27 protein-coding genes are annotated in these 23433 nt (G+C 60.8%); 15 read left to right on the top strand and 12 right to left on the bottom strand.

The window, feature by feature from the left end; genetic code table 11:
* Positions 1-234: 234 nt before the first annotated feature.
* Positions 235-1203, bottom strand: coding sequence for a polyprenyl synthetase family protein (locus tag BLL36_RS02920; protein WP_076949951.1), 969 nt, complete (start codon positions 1201-1203; stop codon positions 235-237).
* Between the two features lie 239 nt (positions 1204-1442).
* Between BLL36_RS02920 and rplU the strand changes: the two genes are divergently transcribed.
* The 7 genes from rplU to BLL36_RS02885 all read left to right on the top strand — a co-directional run bounded on the left by rplU (position 1443) and on the right by BLL36_RS02885 (position 7033).
* Positions 1443-1757 carry a 50S ribosomal protein L21 gene (gene rplU / locus BLL36_RS02915; RefSeq protein ID WP_003230856.1) on the top strand — a complete coding sequence of 105 codons (315 nt, stop codon included), beginning with the start codon at positions 1443-1445 and terminating at the stop codon, positions 1755-1757.
* A gap of 33 nt (positions 1758-1790) precedes the next feature.
* Complete coding sequence (rpmA, locus tag BLL36_RS02910) at positions 1791-2048, top strand: 50S ribosomal protein L27 (protein WP_003176049.1); 258 nt, start codon at positions 1791-1793, stop codon at positions 2046-2048.
* A gap of 193 nt (positions 2049-2241) precedes the next feature.
* Positions 2242-3465 (top strand): Obg family GTPase CgtA, encoded by a 1224-nt coding sequence (gene cgtA, locus BLL36_RS02905; protein ID WP_076949950.1) that lies wholly within the window; start codon positions 2242-2244, stop codon positions 3463-3465.
* A 110-nt stretch (positions 3466-3575) separates the two neighbouring features.
* A complete protein-coding gene (gene proB, locus BLL36_RS02900) occupies positions 3576-4694 on the top strand; it encodes a glutamate 5-kinase (RefSeq protein ID WP_076949949.1) in 1119 nt (372 codons plus the stop codon).
* Positions 4695-4709: 15 nt separating this feature from the next.
* Positions 4710-5174: a CreA family protein gene (locus tag BLL36_RS02895; protein ID WP_076949948.1), complete on the top strand. Its 465-nt coding sequence runs from the start codon at positions 4710-4712 to the stop codon at positions 5172-5174.
* A gap of 100 nt (positions 5175-5274) precedes the next feature.
* Positions 5275-5757 (top strand): glutathione peroxidase, encoded by a 483-nt coding sequence (locus BLL36_RS02890; protein ID WP_076949947.1) that lies wholly within the window; start codon positions 5275-5277, stop codon positions 5755-5757.
* Between the two features lie 172 nt (positions 5758-5929).
* Entirely contained in the window at positions 5930-7033 is a 1104-nt protein-coding gene (locus tag BLL36_RS02885) for an NADH:flavin oxidoreductase (protein WP_076949946.1), read from the top strand.
* A gap of 372 nt (positions 7034-7405) precedes the next feature.
* Here the strand turns inward: BLL36_RS02885 and BLL36_RS02880 are convergent, their stop codons facing one another.
* Both BLL36_RS02880 and cysZ read right to left on the bottom strand, forming a co-directional pair.
* Complete coding sequence (locus BLL36_RS02880; protein WP_076949945.1) at positions 7406-8584, bottom strand: glycosyltransferase family 4 protein; 1179 nt, start codon at positions 8582-8584, stop codon at positions 7406-7408.
* A gap of 54 nt (positions 8585-8638) precedes the next feature.
* Positions 8639-9406, bottom strand: a complete 768-nt coding sequence (gene cysZ / locus BLL36_RS02875) for a sulfate transporter CysZ (protein WP_076949944.1) — start codon at positions 9404-9406, stop codon at positions 8639-8641.
* 281 nt (positions 9407-9687) lie between these two features.
* Between cysZ and trxB the strand changes: the two genes are divergently transcribed.
* Positions 9688-10650 (top strand): thioredoxin-disulfide reductase, encoded by a 963-nt coding sequence (gene trxB, locus BLL36_RS02870; RefSeq protein ID WP_076949943.1) that lies wholly within the window; start codon positions 9688-9690, stop codon positions 10648-10650.
* Between the two features lie 186 nt (positions 10651-10836).
* Here trxB and BLL36_RS02865 read toward each other — a convergent pair whose 3' ends face one another.
* Genes BLL36_RS02865 through BLL36_RS02840 form a run of 6 tightly spaced genes read right to left on the bottom strand, consistent with a single transcriptional unit; the run spans position 10837 to position 13766 of the window.
* The gene (locus BLL36_RS02865) at positions 10837-11175 is read right to left on the bottom strand and encodes a HopJ type III effector protein (protein WP_076949942.1); all 339 of its coding nucleotides are present in this window, start codon (positions 11173-11175) and stop codon (positions 10837-10839) included.
* Positions 11168-11464 (bottom strand): DUF1244 domain-containing protein, encoded by a 297-nt coding sequence (locus BLL36_RS02860; protein WP_010206472.1) that lies wholly within the window; start codon positions 11462-11464, stop codon positions 11168-11170. The genes BLL36_RS02865 and BLL36_RS02860 overlap by 8 nt, the downstream gene beginning before the upstream one ends.
* A 22-nt stretch (positions 11465-11486) precedes the next feature.
* The gene (gene folX / locus BLL36_RS02855; protein ID WP_076949941.1) at positions 11487-11858 is read right to left on the bottom strand and encodes a dihydroneopterin triphosphate 2'-epimerase; all 372 of its coding nucleotides are present in this window, start codon (positions 11856-11858) and stop codon (positions 11487-11489) included.
* Positions 11859-11860: 2 nt separating this feature from the next.
* Entirely contained in the window at positions 11861-12421 is a 561-nt protein-coding gene (gene folE / locus BLL36_RS02850) for a GTP cyclohydrolase I FolE (RefSeq protein WP_076949940.1), read from the bottom strand.
* A 19-nt stretch (positions 12422-12440) separates the two neighbouring features.
* Complete coding sequence (gene folM / locus BLL36_RS02845) at positions 12441-13151, bottom strand: dihydromonapterin reductase (RefSeq protein WP_076949939.1); 711 nt, start codon at positions 13149-13151, stop codon at positions 12441-12443.
* Between the two features lie 57 nt (positions 13152-13208).
* Complete coding sequence (locus tag BLL36_RS02840; protein ID WP_076949938.1) at positions 13209-13766, bottom strand: antibiotic biosynthesis monooxygenase; 558 nt, start codon at positions 13764-13766, stop codon at positions 13209-13211.
* 215 nt (positions 13767-13981) lie between these two features.
* Here BLL36_RS02840 and BLL36_RS02835 point away from each other — a divergent pair, with 215 nt between their 5' ends.
* Positions 13982-14932, top strand: a complete 951-nt coding sequence (locus BLL36_RS02835; RefSeq protein ID WP_076949937.1) for a MerR family transcriptional regulator — start codon at positions 13982-13984, stop codon at positions 14930-14932.
* Between the two features lie 2 nt (positions 14933-14934).
* On the opposite strand, the gene BLL36_RS02830 is transcribed toward BLL36_RS02835, so the two are convergent.
* Both BLL36_RS02830 and BLL36_RS02825 read right to left on the bottom strand, forming a co-directional pair.
* The gene (locus tag BLL36_RS02830; RefSeq protein WP_076949936.1) at positions 14935-15540 is read right to left on the bottom strand and encodes a hypothetical protein; all 606 of its coding nucleotides are present in this window, start codon (positions 15538-15540) and stop codon (positions 14935-14937) included.
* Positions 15541-15600: 60 nt separating this feature from the next.
* On the bottom strand, positions 15601-16068 hold the full coding sequence (locus BLL36_RS02825) for a PAS domain-containing protein (RefSeq protein ID WP_076949935.1): 468 nt from the start codon (positions 16066-16068) through the stop codon (positions 15601-15603).
* Positions 16069-16196: 128 nt separating this feature from the next.
* On the opposite strand from BLL36_RS02825, the gene BLL36_RS02820 reads away from it, so the two are divergent.
* The 4 genes from BLL36_RS02820 (at position 16197) to BLL36_RS02805 (ending at position 19696) form a co-directional block, all read left to right on the top strand.
* The gene (locus BLL36_RS02820) at positions 16197-16652 is read left to right on the top strand and encodes a flavodoxin (RefSeq protein WP_076949934.1); all 456 of its coding nucleotides are present in this window, start codon (positions 16197-16199) and stop codon (positions 16650-16652) included.
* A 204-nt stretch (positions 16653-16856) separates the two neighbouring features.
* Complete coding sequence (locus BLL36_RS02815) at positions 16857-17636, top strand: class II aldolase/adducin family protein (RefSeq protein WP_076949933.1); 780 nt, start codon at positions 16857-16859, stop codon at positions 17634-17636.
* Positions 17636-18538 carry an alpha/beta fold hydrolase gene (locus tag BLL36_RS02810; protein WP_076949932.1) on the top strand — a complete coding sequence of 301 codons (903 nt, stop codon included), beginning with the start codon at positions 17636-17638 and terminating at the stop codon, positions 18536-18538. The genes BLL36_RS02815 and BLL36_RS02810 overlap by 1 nt, the downstream gene beginning before the upstream one ends.
* A gap of 246 nt (positions 18539-18784) precedes the next feature.
* Entirely contained in the window at positions 18785-19696 is a 912-nt protein-coding gene (locus tag BLL36_RS02805; RefSeq protein ID WP_076949931.1) for an SDR family oxidoreductase, read from the top strand.
* Here BLL36_RS02805 and BLL36_RS30285 read toward each other — a convergent pair whose 3' ends face one another.
* Positions 19697-20098, bottom strand: coding sequence for a hypothetical protein (locus BLL36_RS30285; RefSeq protein WP_130925951.1), 402 nt, complete (start codon positions 20096-20098; stop codon positions 19697-19699).
* 79 nt (positions 20099-20177) lie between these two features.
* Between BLL36_RS30285 and BLL36_RS02800 the strand changes: the two genes are divergently transcribed.
* Positions 20178-21968: a DUF1302 domain-containing protein gene (locus tag BLL36_RS02800; protein ID WP_076949930.1), complete on the top strand. Its 1791-nt coding sequence runs from the start codon at positions 20178-20180 to the stop codon at positions 21966-21968.
* A gap of 26 nt (positions 21969-21994) precedes the next feature.
* Positions 21995-23353, top strand: coding sequence for a DUF1329 domain-containing protein (locus BLL36_RS02795; RefSeq protein WP_076949929.1), 1359 nt, complete (start codon positions 21995-21997; stop codon positions 23351-23353).
* The last annotated feature ends 80 nt before the right edge of the window (positions 23354-23433 follow it).

The raw sequence follows: 23433 nt of genomic DNA, 5'->3' as shown, positions 1-23433 counted from the left end.
AGGATGGCTAAAAAGTCGCACATTATATAGGGTTTATTGCCGATTTGGGGGCGGCGCCGCAAAACCTTGTAGTGAGCGGGCTTGTCCCGCGCTGGGTGGCGAAGCCGCCCCAAACCAGGCGGCTTGGTTCTATCTGGAGCACTGCTGTTTCTTTATTGGGGCCGCTTCGCAGCCCAGCGCGGGACAAGCCCGCTCACTACAAAGATGCAAGCCAGCTCCCACAGCAGCGCAGAATCAGTGCGTACGCGCTACCGCAAACTCACTCAGCTCCACCAGGGCATCCCGGTATTCGCTGGCCGGAAGGGCGTCCAGGCATTTGATCGCACGGGCCACATAATCGCGCGCCAGTTGCGCCGTGTACTCCAGCGACCCCGACGCTTCGACGGCGGCGCGGATGGCCTCCAGGTCTTCGATCCCGCCTTTCTGGATCGCCTTGCGCACCAGGGCGGCCTGTTCCGGCGTGCCTTCGCGCATGGTGTAGATCAGCGGCAAGGTCGGCTTGCCCTCGGCCAGGTCGTCGCCGACGTTCTTGCCCAGGGTTTCGGCGTCGCCACGGTAGTCGAGCAGGTCGTCCACCAGTTGGAACGCCACGCCCAGGTGATCGCCAAAGGTGCGCAGGGCTTCGGCCTGTTCGGCCGTTGCGCCACACAGGGCAGCGGCGCTATGGGTCGAGGCTTCGAAGAGCATCGCGGTTTTGCCGCGAATCACTTCCATATAGGTTTCTTCGGTGGTGCTGGCGTCGCGCACCTTGGACAGTTGCAACACTTCGCCTTCGGCGATGATGCGTGTGGCCTGCGAGAGGATCTTCATCACTGGCATCGAGCCGAGTTCAACCATCATTTCGAACGAGCGCGAGTACAGGAAGTCGCCCACCAGCACGCTGGGCGCATTGCCCCACATGGCGTTGGCGGTCTCGCGGCCACGGCGCATGCCGGACATGTCGACCACGTCGTCATGCAGCAAGGTGGCGGTGTGCAGGAACTCGATGGTGGCGGCCAGCAGGCGCAGGTCATCGCCTTCGCGGCCCAGGGCCTTGCCGCAGAGCAACACTAATAAAGGACGCAGGCGTTTACCGCCAGCCGACGTAATATAGTCGCCAATCTTGGAGACCAGCGGCACTTTAGACGTCAGCTGCTGCTTGATGATGCCGTCGACGGCGCTAAAATCGTCCGCGACCGCGCGGTAGAAAGCTTGGGGTTGCATCAGCGACAGTCGCTCCAGAAGGGTTGCGCGGCATGCTAGGACCCTGACCCCCGAGTGTCAAGGCACGATGGACGGCCACTTGCAACCCGCTAACGCCTTGCGTACAATCGCGCACCCTGAACTTCCTGGGCAGCACCTGCCTTACGCAATTGCATTCGGGACGTCCATCCCATGCAGCCATGCCAGCCAATACCTCTTCTTATAAAGCGCTGGGTGAGCAGGATTATCGGAGAAATACCATGTCGTACGCAGTAATTGTTACTGGTGGCAAGCAATACAAGGTCGCCCCAGGTGAATACCTGAAGATCGAAAAACTGGAAATCGCCACCGGCGAATCCGTGACTTTTGATCGCGTTCTGTTGGTCGCCAATGGCGATGACGTGAACATCGGCGCTCCAGTGGTTGCTGGCGCTACCGTTGTGGCTGAAGTGATTTCCCAAGGTCGTCACGATAAAATCCGCATCATCAAGTTCCGTCGTCGTAAGCACCACATGAAGCGTATGGGCCACCGCCAGTGGTACACCGAGATCAAAATCACCGGTATTCAGGCTTAATTTCAGCCTAATCCTCACTAGGAGAATTGACTCATGGCACACAAAAAAGCTGGTGGTAGTACCCGTAACGGTCGCGACTCAGAAGCCAAACGCCTTGGCGTTAAGATGTATGGCGGCCAGAAAATCATTCCGGGCAACATCATCGTGCGTCAGCGCGGCACCCAATTCCACGCCGGTTACGGTGTAGGCATGGGTAAGGATCACACCCTCTTCGCGAAAATCGAAGGCGTGATCAAGTTTGAAGTAAAAGGCGCGTTCAACCGCCGTTACGTGAGCGTTGTCGCAGCCTAACTGCGAGATCGCTGGAAAAGCCCTGTCTCGCGACGGGGCTTTTTCGTTTGTGGGGTGAGTCTCTTGCAAAGCTGTTTGTGATGGGCTCCGGGGCTGGATTTGCGGTCGCTGATTGAGGTCGCTACGCTCATTTTTGCAAGAGTCTTATGTCTTGGTTTTTTAAGCTCGTCCGTGCGGCGAGAGGCGTTTTGTTATGAAGTTCGTTGATGAAGTTTCCATCCGAGTAAAAGCAGGCGACGGCGGTAACGGTTGCATGAGTTTCCGCCGCGAAAAGTTCATCGAAAACGGTGGCCCCAACGGCGGTGACGGCGGTGACGGCGGTTCCATCTACCTGATGGCCGACGAAAACCTCAACACCCTGGTCGACTACCGTTACACCCGGCACTTCGATGCCGAGCGTGGCTCCAACGGCGGCAGTACCGACTGCACCGGTAAAAAAGGTGAGGACATGGTACTGCGCGTACCGGTCGGCACCACGATCATCGACTCCGCTACCCAGGAAGTCATCGGCGACCTGACCAAGGCCGGCCAGAAGCTGATGGTGGTGCAGGGCGGCTGGCACGGTCTGGGTAACACCCGATTCAAGTCCAGTACCAACCGTGCGCCACGCCAGACGACCCCTGGCAAGCCGGGCGAGCAGCGTGACCTCAAGCTGGAAATGAAAGTACTCGCCGACGTGGGCCTGCTGGGCCTGCCGAACGCTGGCAAAAGTACCTTCATCCGCTCAGTCTCGGCCGCCAAGCCGAAAGTTGCCGACTACCCGTTCACCACCCTGGTGCCAAACCTGGGCGTGGTCAGCGTCGACCGTTGGAAAAGCTTCGTGATTGCCGACATTCCCGGTCTGATCGAAGGGGCTTCAGATGGCGCCGGCCTGGGGATTCGCTTCCTCAAGCACTTGTCGCGTACCCGTTTGCTGCTGCACCTCGTCGACATGGCACCGCTGGATGACACCAGTGCTGCGGACGCCGCCGAAGTCATCGTCAGCGAACTGACCAAGTTCAGCCCGGCCCTGGCCGAGCGCGATCGCTGGCTGGTGCTGAACAAATGCGACCAGATCCTCGAAGAAGAGCATGAGGAACGCGTCAAGGAAATCGTCGACCGCCTGGAGTGGGAAGGTCCGGTCTACGTGATCTCGGCCATCGCCAAAGAAGGCACCGAGCGCCTGACCCGCGACATCATGCGCTACCTCGAAGACCGTGCCGACCGCCTCGCGGCCGACCCGGTGTTCAAGGCAGAGCTGGCCGAACTCGACCAGCAGATCGAAGACGAAGCCCGTGCCCAGTTGCAGGCGCTGGACGACCAGCGTGCCCTGCGCCGCAGCGGCGTGAAGTCGGTCCATGACATCGGCGACGATGAGTGGGACGAAGAAGACGTGGATGATGAAGACGGTCCGGAAATCATTTACGTGCGCGACTGATTCGTTGCGATAAACTTGAACGCCGCTCCTTTGGAGCGGCGTTTTGGTATCCGGGTATAACGTTATGGGCCGCGCTGGGTCGCGCAGCCCTCAATCTAAGGTTGAAGATGATGCGGAGCAAAGTGACAGGTGCGCAGCGCTGGGTCGTGAAGATCGGAAGTGCGCTGCTGACGGCCGATGGCAAGGGGCTCGATCGCGCAGCCATGAGCGTCTGGGTCGAGCAGATGGTGGCCTTGCATGAGGCCGGTGTGGAGTTGGTGCTGGTCTCGTCCGGCGCAGTTGCCGCTGGCATGAGCCGCCTCGGCTGGACCGCGCGACCCAGCGCGATGCACGAGCTGCAAGCCGCCGCCGCCATCGGCCAGATGGGCCTGGTGCAAGCCTGGGAATCCAGCTTTGCCGAGCATGGCCGCCACACGGCGCAGATCCTGCTGACCCACGACGACCTGTCCGACCGCAAGCGCTACCTCAACGCCCGCAGTACCCTGCGCGCGCTGGTGGAGCTCAAGGTCATCCCGGTGATCAACGAAAACGACACCGTGGTCACCGATGAAATCCGCTTCGGCGACAACGACACCCTGGCCGCCCTGGTGGCCAACCTGGTGGAAGCCGACCTGCTGGTGATCCTCACCGACCGCGACGGCATGTTCGACGCCGACCCCCGCAACAACCCGGACGCCCAGTTGATCTACGAAGCCCGCGCCGATGACCCGGCACTGGATGCCGTGGCCGGCAGCGTCGGCGGTGCCCTGGGCCGTGGTGGCATGCAGACCAAACTGCGCGCCGCGCGCCTGGCCGCGCGTTCCGGTGCCCACACCATCATTGTTGGCGGGCGTATTGAACGCGTGCTGGACCGTCTCAAGGCCGGCGAGCGCATCGGCACCCTGTTGTCGCCGGAACGCGGCATGCTGGCGGCACGCAAACAGTGGCTGGCCGGTCACCTGCAAACCCGTGGCACCCTGGTGCTGGACGCCGGCGCGGTGTCGGCCTTGTCCCAGGGCAACAAGAGCCTGCTGCCGGTGGGCGTCAAGTTGGTGCAGGGCAGCTTCCGCCGTGGCGAAATGGTGGTGTGCGTCGCCCCGGATGGTCGTGAGATCGCCCGTGGCCTGGCCAACTACAGCGCCCTTGAAGCGCAGAAAATTATTGGGCAATCGTCCGATGCGATTGTCGGACTCTTGGGTTACATGGCCGAGCCGGAACTGGTTCACCGCGACAACCTGATCCTGGTTTAACCAAAGGAATACACGATGCGTTTAATGAAGGGATTGCTCGGCCTGCTGTTGGCCCTGCCGCTGCTGGCGTCCGCCGAAGAAATCGGCCAGGTCTCGACGGTGTTCAAGTTTGTAGGACCCAACGATCGAATTGTCGTTGAAGCCTTTGACGATCCCAAGGTCGACGGCGTGACCTGCTACCTGTCGCGCGCCAAGACCGGCGGCGTCAAAGGCGGCCTGGGCCTGGCCGAGGACCGCGCCGAAGCCTCGATTGCCTGCCGTCAGGTCGGGCCGATCCGCTTCAAGGGCGAACTCAAGGATGGCGACGAAGTGTTCAAGGAACGCACGTCCCTGGTGTTCAAGACCATGCAGGTGGTGCGTTTCCTCGACAAGAAGCGCAACACCCTGGTGTACCTGGTCTACAGCGACCGCCTGATCGAAGGCAGCCCGCAGAACGCCGTGACGGCGATTCCGATTTTGCCCTGGCCGACCGCTCAGTAACCTGCAGGCGATTTTTGCAATCGGCGTCTATGATTGCAGGCTTGCGGGTTGTAATCTCGAAACGCCGCAATGCGAAGAACATGGATATCTGGAGTTCGTCATGAGTGCTTTCCACGACCTGAAACTCAAAGCTTTGGACGGACAAGAGCTGCCGCTGGCGCCGTTCAAGGGCCAAGTGGTGCTGGTGGTCAACGTGGCCTCCAAATGTGGCTTGACCCCGCAGTATGCGGCCTTGGAGAACCTCTATCAGCAGTACAAAGGCCAGGGGTTCACCGTGCTTGGCCTGCCCTGCAATCAATTTGCGGGCCAGGAACCGGGTACCGAGCAAGAGATCCAGGCATTTTGCAGCCTCAATTACGGGGTGACTTTCCCGCTGGGCAGCAAGCTTGAGGTCAACGGTCCTGACCGTCACCAGCTGTACCGTTTGCTGGCGGGCGAGGGCGCCGAGTTCCCGGGGGATATCACTTGGAACTTCGAAAAATTCCTGCTCGGCAAAGATGGCCGTGTCCTGGCGCGCTTTTCGCCGCGCACCCCACCGGAAGACCCCTCGATCGTCCAGGCCATCGAAAAAGCCCTGGCTTGAACCCCTGACTTATTTGAAAACAGGGCTTGTTGTGGCAAGCCCGCTCGCCACAGGTCAGTGCTAACCGGCCCTCCTTCTTTTAGGCCTAAATCACCCAAATCAATAGTGCTGTTCAAGGCTTATTGCGCTCCATATTATCCGCGTCATAAACCTCTCTTCGTGGAGCGCACTCATGCCTGTCCAAGCCTTGTTCAAACCTTTCCAGCTGGGCACATTGCAACTGTCGACCCGCGTGGTCATGGCGCCGATGACCCGTTCGTTCTCTCCAGGCGGCGTGCCGAATGCCCAAGTCATCGAGTACTACCGCCGCCGTGCGGCCGCTGGCGTGGGCCTGATTATCACCGAGGGCACCGTGGTCGGCCATCAAGCCTCCAACGGCTACCCCAACGTGCCGCACTTCTACGGTGAGGCCGCGCTGGCCGGCTGGAAGAGCGTGGTCGATGCGGTACACGCCGAGGGCGGCAAGATCGTCCCGCAGCTCTGGCACGTGGGCAGCGTTCGCCGTCTCGGCACCGAGCCTGATGGCAGCGTGCCGGCCTATGGTTCGATGGAAAAACTCAAGGACGGCAATGTGGTGGTGCATGGCATGACCGCCCAGGACATCAAGGATGTCATCAACGCCTTTGCCCAAGCGGCCAGGGACGCCCAGCGCATCGGCATGGACGGCGTGGAGATCCACGGCGCCCACGGCTATCTGGTCGACCAGTTCTTCTGGGAAGGCAGCAACCAGCGTACCGACGAATACGGCGGCAGCCTGGCCAATCGCTCGCGTTTCGCCATCGAGTTGATCCAGGCCACTCGCGCCGCGGTTGGTCCGGACTTCCCGATCATCTTTCGCTTTTCGCAGTGGAAACAGCAGGATTACACCGCGCGTCTGGTGCAAACCCCCGAAGCGCTGGGCGAATTTCTCAAGCCGTTGTCGGACGCTGGTGTGGACATTTTCCACTGTTCCACCCGTCGCTTCTGGGAACCGGAATTCGAAGGCTCCGACCTTAACCTGGCCGGTTGGACCCGCCAGCTCACCGGCAAGCCGACCATTACCGTCGGCAGCGTTGGCCTGGACGGCGAGTTCCTGCAGTTCATGGTCAACACCGACAAGGTCGCGCAACCGGCCAGCCTGGAGAAACTGCTGGAGCGCCTGAACAACGACGAGTTCGACCTGGTCGCCGTGGGTCGCGCGCTGCTGGTGGATCCGGATTGGGCGGTGAAGGTGCGCGAAGGCCGCGAGAGCGACATTCTGCCGTTCAGTCGTGAGGCGTTGACGACTCTGGTGTAAGGGCTGGACTCCCTGTGCATGCACAGGGAGTTTTGCTGCACGGGTGATTAATACTACGGTCTTTTACTCAGCTCGTTGCGGTGATCAATTTTGTTCGGATCTTTTTGATGCCCAGCCTGGCCGTAGACGGGCGGTTCTGCTCGAGACTGATCCAACCATTGTTGCTGACGTGTCCATTCTGCATTTGGCATGTTGACTCCGTTTCGTACACCCATTCCATAAATTGGCATGATCGATCTCTCCATTGATTCAAAGGCCCTGCTTAAAGCAGCAGGTATCAATGATTGGTAAGCGGGCGCTGCTCGTTCCCAACTTAAATATCAAGTAAATCTTCCCATGCGCAGTCAAACGATGGTGTGCCCCGTGGGCTTTCTATTTTGCGTAAGGCAGCGAGGGCATCACAGTGTGCTCCCCGCATACACCTCGTAACTGGTTCTCGAACTGCTCGATAATCGCCGGCCAGCCCTGGCGGCTCGCATGCTGGCGCGCATTGAGGCGCATGCGACGCAGGCTTTCGGCGTCCTCCAGCAGCCAATTGGCGGCCTCGCAAAACGCGTTCTCGTCTCCCGGCATCGCCAATACTCCGTTGTAGCCATGGCGAATATGCTGGGTTGCGGCCGCCTGGTCGTAGGCCACGACGCCCAACCCCGATGCCATCGCTTCCAGCACCACGTTGCCGAACGTTTCGGTCAGGCTGGGGAACAGGAACACATCACCTGACGCGTAGTGCCGCGCCAGTTCTTCACCGCGCAAGGCGCCGCAGAAGATCGCCTCCGGCAGGTCCTTTTCCATCATTGCCCGCTGCGGGCCATCGCCGACGATGATCAGTTTCATCTGGCGCTGTGCGTAGGCGGCCTGCAAAGTCTCGAAGCACCGCTTGAGCAACCCAAGGTTCTTTTCGTGCGCCAGTCTGCCCACATAAAGGACAGCGGTTTGCCCGCTGTTCAAGGCCCAGCTTTCGCGCAGCGCGTTATCGCGTTTCGCTGGATGGAACAATTGGCTGTCCACTCCCCGCGATAACATCCCCAGCCGTTCGAAGTGCTTGCGTTCCAGCTCCAGGCGCTGGCTGGCGCTGGGCACCAGGGTCAGGCTCGAGCGGTTATGAAACCAGCGCAGGTAGTGAGTGACCATGCGGCTGAGCAAGCTCAAGCCGTACTGGTTCGAATACTGCTGGAAATTGGTATGAAAACCGCTGACGACGCTGATCCCCAGGCGCCTCGCCGCGCGCAACGCCGACAGCCCCAGCGGCCCCTCGGTGGCGATATACAACACGTCCGGGCGTTGGCGCGTCCAGCGTCGCAGCAACTTGTGCATCGACGACTGGCCCCATTGCAGGCCTGGGTAACCCGGCAGCGGCCAGCCGCGGCACAGCAGCAATGCGTCGTCGCTGGGACGGCTCTGGTCGGCGCCCTGGCGCGGTCGCACCAGCTCGACTTGATGGCCGCGTGCACGCAGGCCCTCGCACAGGCGGCCAAGGGTATTGGCCACCCCGTTGATCTCGGGCGGGAAGGTTTCGGTGATGAGCGTGATGTGGAGCGAAGCTGTCGTCATGACCCACAGTGTCGTCGTGGGCCATGTCGTCATTGTGTCAACGGCATGATGGATTTATGACTGGGTCACTTTTTGCTGCTGCGCCATCGCCTCGGCCCCTTGTTCGCGCACCCAGAACAACGTCGCGCCGGCCACCGCCGCCGGCATCATCAGCAGGTTGACCACCGGCACCAGCAACACCAGGTAAACGATGCCGCCGAAGCTCATGCTCTGCCAGCGTTTCTGGCGCAGCCAGGCGAGCATTTCGTTCCAGCCCAGCTTGTGGTTGTCGGCCGGGTAGTCGATGTATTGGATCGCCATCATCCACACGCCAAACAACAGCCACAACGGCGCGGCGATCAGGTTGACCACGGGAATGAACGAGAGGATAAACAAGCCGATGGCCCGCGGCAGGAAGTAGCCCAGCTTGCGCATTTCCCGCGCCAGGGTGCGCGGCACCATGGCGATCAGCTCGCCCCAGCTGAAGGCCGGGAAATCATCGGTGCCGCGCACCACCACTTCGACTTTCTCCGAGAGAAAGCCATTGAACGGCGCCGCGATGATGTTGGCCAGCATGGTGAAGGTGAAAAACACCATCAATACCACCAGCACCACAAACAGCGGCCAGATCAGGTAATTCAGGAAGCTCAGCCAGTTCGGCAGCGTCGGCATCAGGTGGTCGACCCATAGGCTGAACTGATGACCGGCGAAATAGATCAAGCCGACGAACAGCACCAGGTTGATCGCCAGCGGCAGCAGTACAAACAGGCGCAAGCCAGGGCTCAACACCAGTTTGAGGCCTTCACGCAGGTATTGCGGGCCGGAAAGAACAGGGGCGGGCATGGAGAACTCCGAGCAAGGGACGAACGCGCCGACCTTACCGGCTTTACCTCTTGGGCGAAAGCGGCGACATCAGCAGAAACAAACGTGTCGATCAACCGGCTCGACTGCATAGAGACCGCCTATGAGCTGGATTGTTATTGCGTATTTCCTTAATCTTGCCCCCCTCGATACGCTGCATCCATTATTTTCAGGGCCCGCGAGTTCAAGCCTTCCCCAAGTGCTTCGTGGTCCCTTTTTTATTCCAGCCGCCTTGTAGTCCGGGCGGTCGATAGGAGTGAGTCATGTCTGCTACCCGTCATTCGCGAGTGATTATTCTCGGTTCCGGCCCTGCCGGTTACAGCGCTGCCGTCTACGCTGCCCGGGCCAACCTCAAGCCGCTGCTGATCACCGGCATGCAGGCGGGCGGTCAGTTGACCACCACCACTGAAGTCGACAACTGGCCGGGCGACGTCCACGGCCTGACCGGTCCGGTGCTGATGGAACGCATGAAAGAACACGCCGAGCGCTTTGAAACCGAGATCGTGTTTGATCACATCAACCAGGTCGACTTTTCCAAAAAGCCTTACAGCCTGACCGGCGACAGCGGCGTGTACACCTGTGACGCGCTGATCATCGCCACCGGCGCTAGCGCCCGTTACCTGGGCCTGCCATCGGAAGAGGCGTTCATGGGCAAAGGCGTTTCGGCCTGCGCGACCTGCGACGGTTTCTTCTACCGCAACAAGCCGGTCGCCGTGGTTGGCGGCGGCAACACCGCAGTGGAAGAAGCGCTGTACCTGGCCAACATCGCCAGCACCGTGACCCTGGTTCACCGCCGCGAGACCTTCCGCGCCGAGAAGATCCTGATCGACAAGCTGCACGCTCGTGTCGCTGAAGGCAAGATCATCCTCAAGCTCAACGCCACCCTCGACGAAGTCCTGGGCGACAACATGGGCGTGACCGGTGCGCGCCTGAAAAACAACGACGGCAGCTTCGACGAGCTGACAGTCGACGGCGTGTTCATCGCCATCGGCCACACTCCGAACACCTCGCTGTTCGAAGGCGTACTGGAAGCCAAAGACGGTTACCTGGTAGTGCAGGGCGGCCGTGAAGGCAACGCCACTGCGACCAACATCGAAGGTATCTTCGCCGCCGGTGACGTGGCCGACCACGTGTACCGCCAGGCCATCACCTCGGCCGGCGCCGGTTGCATGGCGGCACTGGATGCCGAGCGTTACCTCGACGGCCTGCAGAACGCTACGTTCTGAACCTGTTGAACCAAAAAAACCGGCTGCGAGGCCGGTTTTTTTATGCGCGGGATTTAAACAGCGCCGCCATCTTGAAGTGCTAACCCAATCACTGTGGGAGCTGGCTTGCCTGCGATGGCGGTGTATCAGTCACACCGCCATCGCGGGCAAGCCCGGCTCCCACACTGACCGGGTTTTCAAATTGAATCAGCGGCGGGTCAGGGGTGGCGCAGTAAATTTCACACCCGCCAAACCATGGGCAATCAACGCCCGGATATTGCCATGGTCACTGCCCTCAGGCGTGGCCACCACCGAACGGTAATGCTCACCAAACGCCAGCAGCGCTTGCTGATCGCTCAACCCTTCCAGCAACGCCAGACCCAAGGTCTTGCATGAACCTTCGTTCTGTCCGGCAGCGTTTTCCACATCGCCATTGGTAAAGGCTTGCGGCTGATAGTCGTAACCGGCAGCAACAAAGGCCAGGGTATCGGCAAAAACATGTTCGCCGCTGTCGAGGCTGGCGCGCAGGGTGTTCAAATCAGTCATGGGTTTTTCCTTTGGCAAACGCGGCCTGCTGGTCGGCGCTGGCTTCTTTCTGGTACTGGGCTTTCCATTCGGCGTAGGGCATGCCGTACACCACTTCGCGGGCGTCATCCAGGCTCAGCTCGATCTGGCGCTCATCGGCTTCGGCCTTGTACCACTTGGACAAGCAGTTGCGGCAGAAACCCGAGAGGTTCATGAGGTCGATGTTCTGCACATCCTTGCGGCTGTCCAGATGGGCCACCAGCCGGCGGAAAGCGGCGGCTTCGAGTTCGAGGCGTTGTTGATCGTTCATAAGGCTCACTGCAGGTTCAGGGTTAGCGGCTGGCCGCCAGGGTAATCGACACCGATTCGGCAAAGCGCAGCGCATGGGGCTTGTCCACTTCGACCTCGGCGTACAGCACCGAGTCATTGCCCATCACCAGGTCCAGCACTTCCTGGGTCAGGCGCTCCAGCAGGGCAAAGCGGTTGCCTTCGACATGGGCGATGATCGCCTTGGTGATGGTGCGGTAGTTCAGCGCGTGGTCGATGTCGTTGTCGCGCACGGCTTCCTGGGCGGCATACAGGATGGTCAGGTTGATCAGCACATCCTGCTTGTTGAGGATTTCGTCCTCATTGATGCCGATATAGGTGCGCAGGCACAGGTCCTTGACCCGGATGCGTGCCATGCCTGGTTGAAGTTGTGGCATTGCTACTTGCTCCGTCCGATCAGTTGCAGGAACTCCATGCGCGTGGTGGTCGACTCGCGGAACGCGCCGAGCATCACGGAGGTGTTCATGGTTGAATTCTGTTTTTCCACGCCGCGCATCATCATGCACATGTGCCTGGCCTCGATCACCACGGCCACGCCGGCGGCCTGGGTCACGTCCTGGATGGCGTCGGCGATTTGCCGCGTGAGGTTTTCCTGGATCTGCAGACGCCGGGCGAACATGTCGACGATGCGCGCCAGTTTCGACAGGCCCAGCACCTTGCCGGTCGGAATATAGGCCACATGGGCCTTGCCGATAAAGGGCAGCAGGTGGTGTTCGCACAATGAATAGAGCTCGATGTCCTTGAGGATCACCATCTCGTCATTGTCAGATGCGAACAGCGCGCCGTTGACGATTTCTTCCAGGTTCTGTTCGTAGCCATGACACAGGTATTGCATGGCCTTGGCAGCGCGCTTGGGCGTGTCGAGCAAGCCTTCGCGCTCCGGGTCTTCACCCAGGCCTTTGAGGATCTCGCGGTAGTGTTGGGGCAGGGACAAAGTCATACAACATCCTCAAAAACGGCTACTTGATATGCCGCCCGCCGTTGACGGTCAGGGTGGTACCGGTGACATAGGGGTTGTCCAGCAGGTAACGCACGCTCTGGTAGATCACCTCGGGGCCGGGCTCGATGCCCAGGGCCGACTTGGCCAGCACCTTGGCGCGGTAGGCGTCGTCATCGCCCTGGTTGAACATCACCATCGCCGGGGCGATGCCGTTGACCTTGATCGAGGGTGCGAACTGCGCGGCAAACGACAGCGTCAAGCTGTCGAGGCCGGCCTTGGTCGCGCAGTACGCGATGTGTTGACGGCTGCCCTTGCGCACGACGTCGTCGCTGATGTGCACGATGTCGGCCGGTGCCGAGCGTTGCAGCAAGGGTGAACAATGCAGGTTGATGAGGTACGGCGCAAGCATGTGCACGCTGAACATGTCGACGAAGGCACGGCTTTCGTCGCCAGGCGTTTCAGCGACCCAGGCCGAGGCGTTGTGAATGATCGCCCGCAGGCTTTGGGTATGGGTGTTCAGTTCAGCGATAAACGCCAGGATCCCGGCTTCATCGCTGAAATCCGCAAAAATGCCGATCGCACCGCGCTCGCGCAACGCGTGCACGCCGGGCCGCTCGCTGCGGTAGCTGAAAATCACCGGGTGGCCCTCGTCCAGCAGGCGTTGGGCGCAATGCAGGCCAACACGCTGGCCGGCACCGGTGATCAGGATCGGGGCGTTCGTTGCAGTCATTGGGAGGCTCGGGTCGCTGGCAGGGTGAAACTATACCAGCGCGCGTCGCCCCTGTGCTCAAGCCGCGGCTTCACGCACCTTGCGCGCAGGGGTTGGGTGCAGCCAGTTCGCCAACAGGTGCGTGGACAACGGAATAAACAGGTAAACCATCAAGGGCGTCAGCGCCAGGGTGCTGACCAGCACACGGGGCAGCAGCGCCAGTTCATTGAGCAGCGGGCCCAGCACAAAGTTGAACAGCAGCGATACCGGGAAAAACGCCAGCCAGATCGCCACAGCCTGCTTCCAGCGTGGTGGCCGCGCGCCTGCCGCGCCGAACCAGCCGTCGATGCCGCGTACGCGGTGCTCGGACGGGTCGGCAAACAATTCGCTGCCACGGCCCAGCCAGGCACTGCGCGATGCGGAAAACTCCCAGGCATGCAGGGTTTTTTCATCGGCAAAGCGGAAGATAATCTGGAATTCATCATCATGGGGCGGCGGTGCAAGCACGCCTGAGCCCAGGTAACCGGGAAAGTCGGTGGCCAATTGCTCGCCTTCACGCAGCCAGGCCATCAGTTCTTCGTAGCGACCCTTGGCCACGCGGCGCACAACCATCAGGGTGACGGGAGAGGTAGACATTGTGTATCTCCGGATAGACGGGTGCGCTGGGCCGGGTAGGCGGCGCACAAACGAAGCTGCGGGGTGCTGCAGCTTTGCTGAAATAACAGGCAAGGATTATTCCTGTTTCAGCGAAATACGCCAGATACTTTGGTCGGCCCATCGTGCAACTTGAATCGGCCCGCCGAATAAGCGTTAAATAGGCCCCACATCGACACGGATGTTCTTGACCTCTAATGCCCGAAATTATTGCTCCCCAGCGCGAAACATCCCCAGTGAACGCACCCGCTTGCGCTGACCTTTTCCCGATTCGTGAAGTCGCTCGGCTGACCGGCGTCAACCCGGTGACCTTGCGTGCCTGGGAGCGGCGCTACGGCCTTATCCAGCCCACCCGCACCGAAAGCGGGCACCGGTTATATTCGCGCAACGACATCGACACGGTGCACCGGATTCTCGACTGGATCGAACGTGGCGTGGCGGTGAGTAAAGTCGCCAGGATCCTCGCGCGAGGCGAGCGGTTCGGCGAACCTGGCGCGGTTTCCGAGGCTGCGCTGCAATGGCGCCAGTGGCAACGCCAGCTGCGCATGGCCATCAGCGCGTTCGACGACCGCCAGTTGGACCTGCTCTACGGCCAGCTCTGTTGCGATTATCCGCTGCCCATCGTGTTTCAAGACATCCTCATGCCGCTCTGGCAGGAGTTGTTGCGTCACCAGGGGCGTTTCGGCCAGGCCAGCGAATGGCTGTTCTTCGACAGCTTCCTGCGCTCGCGTGCCGCGCAACGCCTCCAGGCCGCCGCCGCCGTGCCGGGGCCGCGCGTGCTGGTGGCGGCGATTGCCGGGGAATGCCGCGAGCTGGAGTTGTTGGTCGCGGGCCTGTTGATGGCGGCGGACAAACTTGCGGTAAAACTACTGGGCGTCGGCCAGCCGTTCGATGAGTTGACCCTGGTCTGTGAAAAGACCAAGCCGCAAGCCCTGGTGCTGTTTTCCAATCGTGCCCCCAGCAGTGATCTGCCGCAGCGGCTCAAGCGCCTGGCGCTGACGTTGAATTGCCCGTTGTTGCTGGCCGGCGATGCAGCGGACCTGGCGCAGGAAAGCCTGGCAGGCTCGTCAATCGGCTGCCTGGGTAATGAGGGGCAATTGATGCAACGACGCTTGCAGCTCTTCCTGAGCGGTAGCCTCGACACCTGATATCAAGCATGGACTTCTGGGTGAACCAGGCGGTGCTGGTGCAGGATGAACTGGCGCAGGCGCTCGGTTTCATCGGCGCTGCCTTGGCTCAGTCGGTAGGCGAACAGCCCACGCGCGGTTTCCCGTTCGAACGATCCGCGCAGCGCAATGCGTTCATAGCCCGAAGGGCTGAACCACAGCGAAAAGGTCTTGGGCGGTTTGATCCGGCCACGAATTTCTATCAGCACCCCCTTGAATGACACTTCGCGCACCCACAACGCGCCTGGGTTGCCCTTGATATTCTCCAGGGCCACCGGTGTTTCAAGCACCAGGCGCCACGGCCGGATCATCGGCCCATCCTCGAAAATACTCGGCACGCCCAGGCGCAGGTGGACCGCATGAAACTCATCCTCCACCAGCTGCAGTGGAAACGTCAGTTGCTGGTTGTCGAACTGGGCCTGGATGGTGACATGGTCATGAGCGGCCAGGCGGGTGAGCAAGTCGCGGATCTGCGCGCCACCGTTGACCGTCAGGCTCGACGATGCATCCCGCACGTTGAGTTGCGGGTTGTGCTGCATGTTCTGAATGAACTCCAGCTCATCCTGGGTCAGAAGCGCGTCGCGTTGCATCGCCATTGCTCAATAGGTGGAGTGTTAAAGTGCCATTATCCCCTTTACTGACTCCTTTTTCTAAATTTTGTTAGATCCGCTCGTCGTTTTGAGCGACGCCAGCTCGGCTTTCACCTGGGCCAATTCAGCTTCCAACTGGGTGACGCGCTGCTGGGCTTTGACCTGCAAGGTGACGTCCTTCTGCACACCGACGAAATAGGTCTGCCTGTCGGCCTCGTTATAAACTGTTGAAAGTGACAGTTCATTCCAGAAATGGCTGCCGTCCTTGCGGTAATTGCGCAGGATTTCGCGGCAGGCCCCGCCACTTTCCAACGCCTCCCGAATCGCCATCAGGGCCGGCTGATCGCGGTCGCCCGACTGCAGGAAGCGGCAATCCTGATAGAGGATTTCATCCAGCGTGTAGCCGGTCATGCGTTCGAATGCCGGGTTGACGTAGATCAGCGGCTTGTCCAGGCCTTCCCGTTCGGCGACGACGATGCCGTCGTTAGAGGCGTTGATCACCAGTTGCATCAGCTTGGCGTTAATCATTGAGCGGTCCATGGCTTGTTGTGGAGTAAGGAGTTTATGGCAACGCCTGAATGTTGCACGGGGTGCGCTGAAAAATTTGCGTCAGCTGCTAATATCCCAGGCTTTCGCTCAACTACAGGATCAGATTGATGAAAGTCGCCATCCTTTCCGGCTCGGTCTACGGCACTGCTGAAGAAGTGGCCCGCCACGCCGCCGATCTCCTCAATGCCGCCGGTTTCGAGGCCTGGCACAACCCGCGAGCCAGCCTGGCGGATGTGCAGGCATTTGCACCGGACGCCTTTCTGGCGGTCACGTCCACCACCGGCATGGGCGAGTTGCCCGATAACCTGCAACCCCTGTATTCGAGTATCCGCGACCAACTGCCCGCCGCTTGGCGCGGCCTGCCCGGTGCGGTAATCGGCCTGGGCGACGCCAGCTATGGCGATACGTTCTGCGCCGGTGGCGAGCAACTGCGCGAGCTGTTCGGTGAACTGGGCGTGCGCGAAGTGCTGCCGATGCTGCGCCTGGACGCCAGCGAAAGCGTCACCCCGGAAACGGACGCCGAACCGTGGCTGGCCGAACTGATCATTGCGCTGCGCGGTTGACCGCAAACGCCCGCAGCAACGCTATTGCGTGGCTTTGTTGACGGCACTTCTCTGGCGTCACTTGCACGAATTTGGACTATTCTCAACGCTGACTCGCAGGGTCATCAAGCTGGCTGCCAAGGCAACTACGGCGGCGTTGAGGTCTGACTAGACTGGCCCCTCACTCAAAAAATAATAAGAAAGTGCGCCAAGGAGGTCGTTAACGTGAGCCTAGCCCCCGTTGCATCACTGCATGTCAAAGATCAGGTCAGCGCTGCCGAGTGGCAAGCCCGCGTCGACCTGGCAGCCTGTTATCGCCTGGTGGCGATGCACGGTTGGGACGACCTGATCTTCACCCACATCTCGGCCAAGGTGCCGGGCACCGATGACTTCCTGATCAACCCTTATGGGCTGATGTTCCACGAGATCACCGCGTCGAGCCTGGTCAAGGTCGACCAGGCGGGCAACAAGCTGATGGACAGCCCCTACGAGATCAACCCGGCGGGCTACACCATTCACAGCGCCATCCACGAAGTGCGTCACGATGTGACCTGCGTGTTGCATACCCACACCGCCGCCGGTGTCGCGGTGGCGGCGCAGAAGCAAGGCGTGTTGCCGATCAGCCAGCAATCGATATTCGTGTTGTCGAGCCTGGCCTATCACGCCTACGAAGGGGTGGCGTTGAACCCTGAAGAGAAGGTGCGCTTGCAGGCCGATCTAGGTCAGAACAATTTCCTGATGCTGCATAACCATGGCCTGCTGACCTGCGGCAGCACCATCGCCGACACCTTCCTGATGATGTTTACCTTCCAGCGCGCCTGCGATATCCAGGTCCTGGCACAAAACGGCGGCGCGCAATTGATACCCATCGGGCCGCAGATACTCGCGGGCGCCAAGGCGATGGTGGCGGCGGTCACCAAGAGCGCGCAAGGCATGGGGGGAGCGCTGGCCTGGCCGGCGCTGCTGCGCACGTTGGACAGTCGGGACCCAGGGTATAGACACTGATGCCACTCGCCGAGATCCCGCTCAGCGTCTGGCGCAAACGCAGCCAGACATTCGACTTCCACGGCCGCACCATCCGTTATTGGGTAGCGGGGCAGGGTGAGCCGTTGCTGCTGATCCATGGCTTCCCCACCGCCAGTTGGGACTGGCATTACCTGTGGCAGCCCCTGGCCCAGCGCAACCTGGTGATTGCCTGCGACATGCTCGGTTTTGGCGATTCGGCCAAGCCATTGGACCATGGCTACTGCCTGCTGGAACAAGCGGATTTGCAGCAGGCGCTGCTGGCGCACTTGCGTGTTGAGCAGCCGGTGCACGTGCTGGCCCACGACTACGGTGACAGCGTTGCCCAGGAATTGCTGGCTCGGCACTACGAAGGTCGCTTTCACATGGCCAGCTGTGTGTTTCTCAACGGTGGGCTGTTTCCTGAGACCCATCGGCCAGCGCTGGTGCAAAAGCTCTTGCTCAGCCCCCTGGGGTGGATGGTCGGCCGCGCCTTCGGGCGCAATGCCTTGGCGAACAGCTTCAACCAGATATTCGGCCCCAATACCCGCCCCAGTGAAAGCGCCCTGGATGATTTCTGGAGTCTGATCGAGTGTCACGAAGGTACGCGCATCCTGCACAAACTCATCGGCTACCTTCCCCAACGGCAGCGACTGCGTGAGCGCTGGGTCGCGGCGATGCAACAAGGCGAAGTGCCGTTGCGCGTGATCGACGGCCAGGTCGACCCGATCTCTGGCGCCCATATGGTGGAGCGCTACCACCAGTTGGTGCCCCACGCCGACACGGTGTTGCTGGCCAATATCGGCCACTACCCGCAGGTCGAAGCGCCGGTGCAGGTGCTCAAGCATTACCTGGCGTTTCGTGAGCGGATCAGTTGCCCGGTGTCGCGCGCGGCCTATTCCTGAAACAAATCCCCGCCAGATGTAGAGATTTATGTGGGAGCTGGCTTGCCTGCGATAGCATCACCGCGTTGTCACTGGCACACCGAGGCGATCCCATCGCGGGCAAGCCCGGCTCCCACACAAGCCAGCTCTCAGCGCCATCATCCCTGCGCCTTATCGAGCACCATTCAGCCTCAGCCGTATCTATTGTGACCCGCGCCCCGGTGCCTGACACTCGACCCATTCCCATTGTCGCCATTGGAGTTCGGAATGAGTGAGTCAGTGCAGTTCCAGGATAAGGTCGTGATCGTCACCGGGGCCGGCGGCGGATTGGGCCGGGCCCATGCGCTGCTGTTCGCCAGGCACGGCGCCAAGGTGCTGGTGAACGATCTGGGCGGCTCCACCCAGGGCGAAGGCGCCAGTGCCTCGGCCGCTGACCGGGTCGTGGCCGAAATTCGTGAAGCTGGCGGCATTGCCGAGGCCAACCATGATTCTGTCACCGACGGTGACAAGATCGTACAGAACGCCCTCGACGCTTTCGGCCGTATCGATGTAGTGGTCAACAACGCCGGCATCCTGCGCGACAAGACCTTCCACAAAATGGACGACAGCGATTGGGACCTGGTTTACCGGGTGCATGTCGAAGGCGCCTACAAAGTCACCCGCGCCGCCTGGCCCCACCTGCGTGAGCAAGGCTACGGCCGGGTGATCTTTACCGCGTCCACCTCGGGCATCTACGGCAATTTCGGCCAGTCCAACTACGGCATGGCCAAGCTCGGCCTGTATGGGCTGACGCGCACCCTGGCGTTGGAAGGGCGCAAGAACAACATCCTGGTCAACGCGATCGCCCCCACCGGCGCTACGCGCATGACCGAAGGCCTGATCCCGCCGCAAGTGTTCGAGCGCCTCAAGCCGGAGCTGGTCAGCCCGTTGGTGGTGTACCTGGGCAGCGAGGCGTGCCAGGAAACCTCAGGCCTGTTTGAAGTCGGCGGCGGCTGGATCGGCAAGACCCGCTGGGAGCGCAGCCTGGGCGTGGGCTTTGACCCCGAAGCCGGGTTCTCTCCCGAGGATGTGGCGGCGCATTGGCAGCAGATCTGCGATTTCGAAGGGGCCGCCCATCCCAAGGACAACATCGAGGCGTTGAAGGAGATGATGGCCAATTTGCAGAAATACAGCCTGTGATCATTGCTGAAAAAGCTTGAATCCTACGGGGCGCTGTTGGCGCCCCGTTTTATTTCGGGCATAAAAAAGGCCGCTGCATAGGCAGCGGCCGAAGTAAGACGTTGGATCAAGGAGCGACAAATCAACGTCAGTGAACACCGTTAACGAATTGAAAAAATCATCAATCCATTCAAGTCTGGCTTTTCTTCCAGCGGTGGAAGTGGGCCGTTGGCCCTGAAAGCCCGCTAAGCATAGTGGCTTGTAACAAGATAAGTAATGCCGGTTCATGACAATGACTGTTACGCAAACCGCAACAGTGGCAGCGCGCGCCATCCATTCTCCTGATAACCCGTAATCCATGCGGCGCATGCCCACGCCCAGACCCAGGCCAGAGCGCCCGCTAATCCTTTCGAGCGACAACACGAATCCCTCCTTGGTGCGCTTATCGCTCCTGACGGGCGGCAGTAGGGTGGGGCCTTCTGTCACTCACCGGGGAAGACGCATGACAAAAACAACAATGCGCGCCATCTTCAAGCCACAGGCGCTGGCCGCTGCGGTTGCATTGGGTTGCTGTGCCCAGGCACAGGCTGTTTCATTCAATATTGGCGAGATCGAAGGGCAATTCGACTCCTCGCTGTCGGTAGGCTCCAGTTGGGGCATGCGTGATGCCGACAAGAAACTGGTGGGTACCGTCAATGGCGGTACCGGCCAAGCGTCCACCGGTGATGACGGGCGCTTGAATTTCAAGAAGGGCGAGACCTTCTCCAAGATCTTCAAGGGCCTGCACGACCTTGAACTGAAATACGGCGACACCGGCGTGTTTGTGCGCGGCAAGTACTGGTACGACTTCGAACTCAAGGACGAAGACCGCGAGTTCAAGCCCATCAGCGACCACAACCGCAAGGAAGGCGCCAAATCCAGTGGAGCGCAGATCCTCGACGCCTTCGTCTACCACAACTACTCGCTGGGCGACCTGCCGGGCACCGTGCGTGCGGGCAAGCAGGTGGTGAGCTGGGGCGAAAGTACCTTCATCGGCAACTCCATCAACAGCATCAACCCCATCGACGTCTCGGCGTTTCGCCGCCCAGGTGCCGAAATCAAGGAAGGCCTGATCCCGGTGAACATGCTGTTCGCCTCCCAGGGCCTGACCAACCAGCTGACCGTCGAAGGGTTCTACCAGTTGGAATGGGACCAGACGGTGCTGGATAACTGCGGCACTTACTTTGGCGGCGATGTGGCGGCGGATGGCTGCACCAATAACTACACCGTCGGGAACCCGGCGATCAGGCCATTGCAACCTGTGGCGGCGGCGTTCGGCCAAGGATTTGGCGCGACCAGTGAAGGCGTGATTGTACGTCGCGCCGGCGACCGCGATGCGCGGGATTCCGGCCAGTTCGGCACCGCCTTGCGCTGGCTGGGGGATGACACCGAGTACGGCCTGTACTTCATGAACTACCACAGCCGTACACCCATCGTGGGCACCATCACCAACACGACCAGCCTGGCTACACTCGGCGCGATCTCCGGCACCGCCAACGCCATCGCGCCAGGCTCCGGTGCCGGCCTGGTCCAGAGCCTGATGCTTGGACGTGGCCAGTATTACCTCGACTATCCGGAAGACATCCGCCTGTTCGGCGCCAGTTTCTCCACCACCTTGCCCACCGGCACGGCGTGGAGCGGGGAAATCAGCTATCGGCCCAATGCTCCGGTGCAACTCAATTCCACCGACCTGACCCTGGCCCTGATCAATCCCGTAGCCGGCCAGTTGGCCTCACCCATCCGCAGCAACTTCGGCTCCGACAATAAGGGCTACCGCCGCAAGGAGATCACCCAGATCCAAAGCAGCATGACCCAGTTCTTCGACCAGGTCCTGGGCGCCGAGCGCCTGACCCTGGTGGGCGAAGCGGCCATCGTGCACGTCGGCGGCCTGGAGGATAAATCCAAGCTGCGCTACGGCCGCGACTCGGTGTACGGCGCCTATGGTTTCCAGGGCGACACCGACGGTTTCGTGACGTCCACCTCCTGGGGCTACCGTGCGCGGGCGATCCTGGACTACAACAACGTGATCGCCGGGATCAACCTCAAGCCCAACCTGTCCTGGTCCCACGACGTCGCCGGCTACGGCCCCAACGGCCTGTTCAACAAAGGCGCCAAGGCCATCAGCGCGGGTGTCGACGCGGACTACCGCAACACCTACACCGCCAGCCTCAGCTACACCGACTTTTTTGGCGGTGACTACAACACCCTGACCGACCGTGACTTCCTCGCCCTCAGCTTCGGCGTGAACTTCTGATCTGGCTTAAAGAAGGACAAGACTCTATGCGTAAGATATTTGCGGTAATGGCCCTCAGCCTGTTGGCAGCCAACGTAATGGCCGCTGTGTCGCCGGACGAGGCGGCCAAGCTGGGCACCACCTTGACCCCGGTAGGCGCCGAAAAATCCGGCAACGCCGATGGTTCTATCCCGGCCTGGACCGGCGGCATTCCGAAAAACGCCGGCGCGGTGGACAGCAAAGGCTTCCTCGCCGACCCGTTTGCCAGTGAAAAGCCGCTGTTCGTGATCACCGCGGCCACGGTCGACAAGTACAAGGACAAACTCTCCGACGGCCAGGTCGCGATGTTCAAGCGCTACCCCGAGACCTACAAGATCCCGGTCTACCCGACCCACCGCACGGTCAACCTGCCGCCCGACATCTATGAGTCGATCAAGCGCAGCGCGCTGAACGTCAAGGCGATCAACGACGGCAACGGCCTGGAAAACTTCACCGGCAACCGCTACTACGCCTTCCCGATTCCCAAGAATGGCGTGGAGGTGCTGTGGAACCACATCACCCGCTACCACGGGGGCAACCTGCGCCGCATCATCACCCAGGCCACGCCGCAGACCAACGGCAGCTACACGCCGATCCGTTTCGAGGAAGAAGTGGCGGTGCCGCAACTGATCCCCGACATGGACCCGGCCAAGGGTGCCAACGTGCTGACCTTCTTCAAGCAGTCAGTGACCGCGCCGGCGCGCCTGGCGGGTAACGTGCTGCTGGTGCATGAAACCCTCGACCAGGTGAAGGAGCCGCGCCTGGCGTGGATCTACAATGCCGGCCAGCGTCGCGTACGTCGTGCACCGCAAGTGGCCTATGACGGGCCGGGCACCGCGTCCGATGGGCTGCGCACTTCCGACAACTTCGACATGTTCTCGGGCGCCCCGGACCGTTACGACTGGAAGCTGGTGGGCAAGAAGGAGATGTACATCCCCTACAACAGCTACAAACTCGACCAGCCGACGCTCAAGTACGACGACATCATCAAGGCGGGCCATATCAACCAGGACCTGACCCGCTATGAGCTGCACCGCGTGTGGGAAGTGGTGGGCACGGTCAAGCCGAGCGAGCGGCACATCTACGCCAAGCGCCACATGTACATCGACGAAGACAGCTGGCAGGTGGCACTGGTGGATCACTACGATGGCCGTGGCCAATTGTGGCGGGTTGCCGAAGGCCATGCGCAGTTCTACTACAACCACCAGACCCCGGCCTACACCGTGGAAACCCTGTACGACATCATCGCCGGGCGCTACCTCGCGTTGGGCATGAAGAACGAAGAGAAGAGCAGCTTTGTGTTCGGCTTCGATGCCAGGGCGGCGGACTACACCCCGGCGGCACTGAGGGCTGAAGGCGTGCGTTGATTCTCCTGAAATACAATCCAAATGTGGGAGCTGGCTTGCCTGCGATAGCGGTAGTGAATTCACCACCGCCATCGCAGGCA

The organism is Pseudomonas cedrina subsp. cedrina, from assembly GCF_001983175.1.
In the GTDB taxonomy this organism is placed as follows: Bacteria; Pseudomonadota; Gammaproteobacteria; order Pseudomonadales; family Pseudomonadaceae; genus Aquipseudomonas; species Aquipseudomonas cedrina.
Note: the sequence above shows the minus strand (reverse complement) of the source record. Positions and strands in the feature narration are given on the sequence as shown.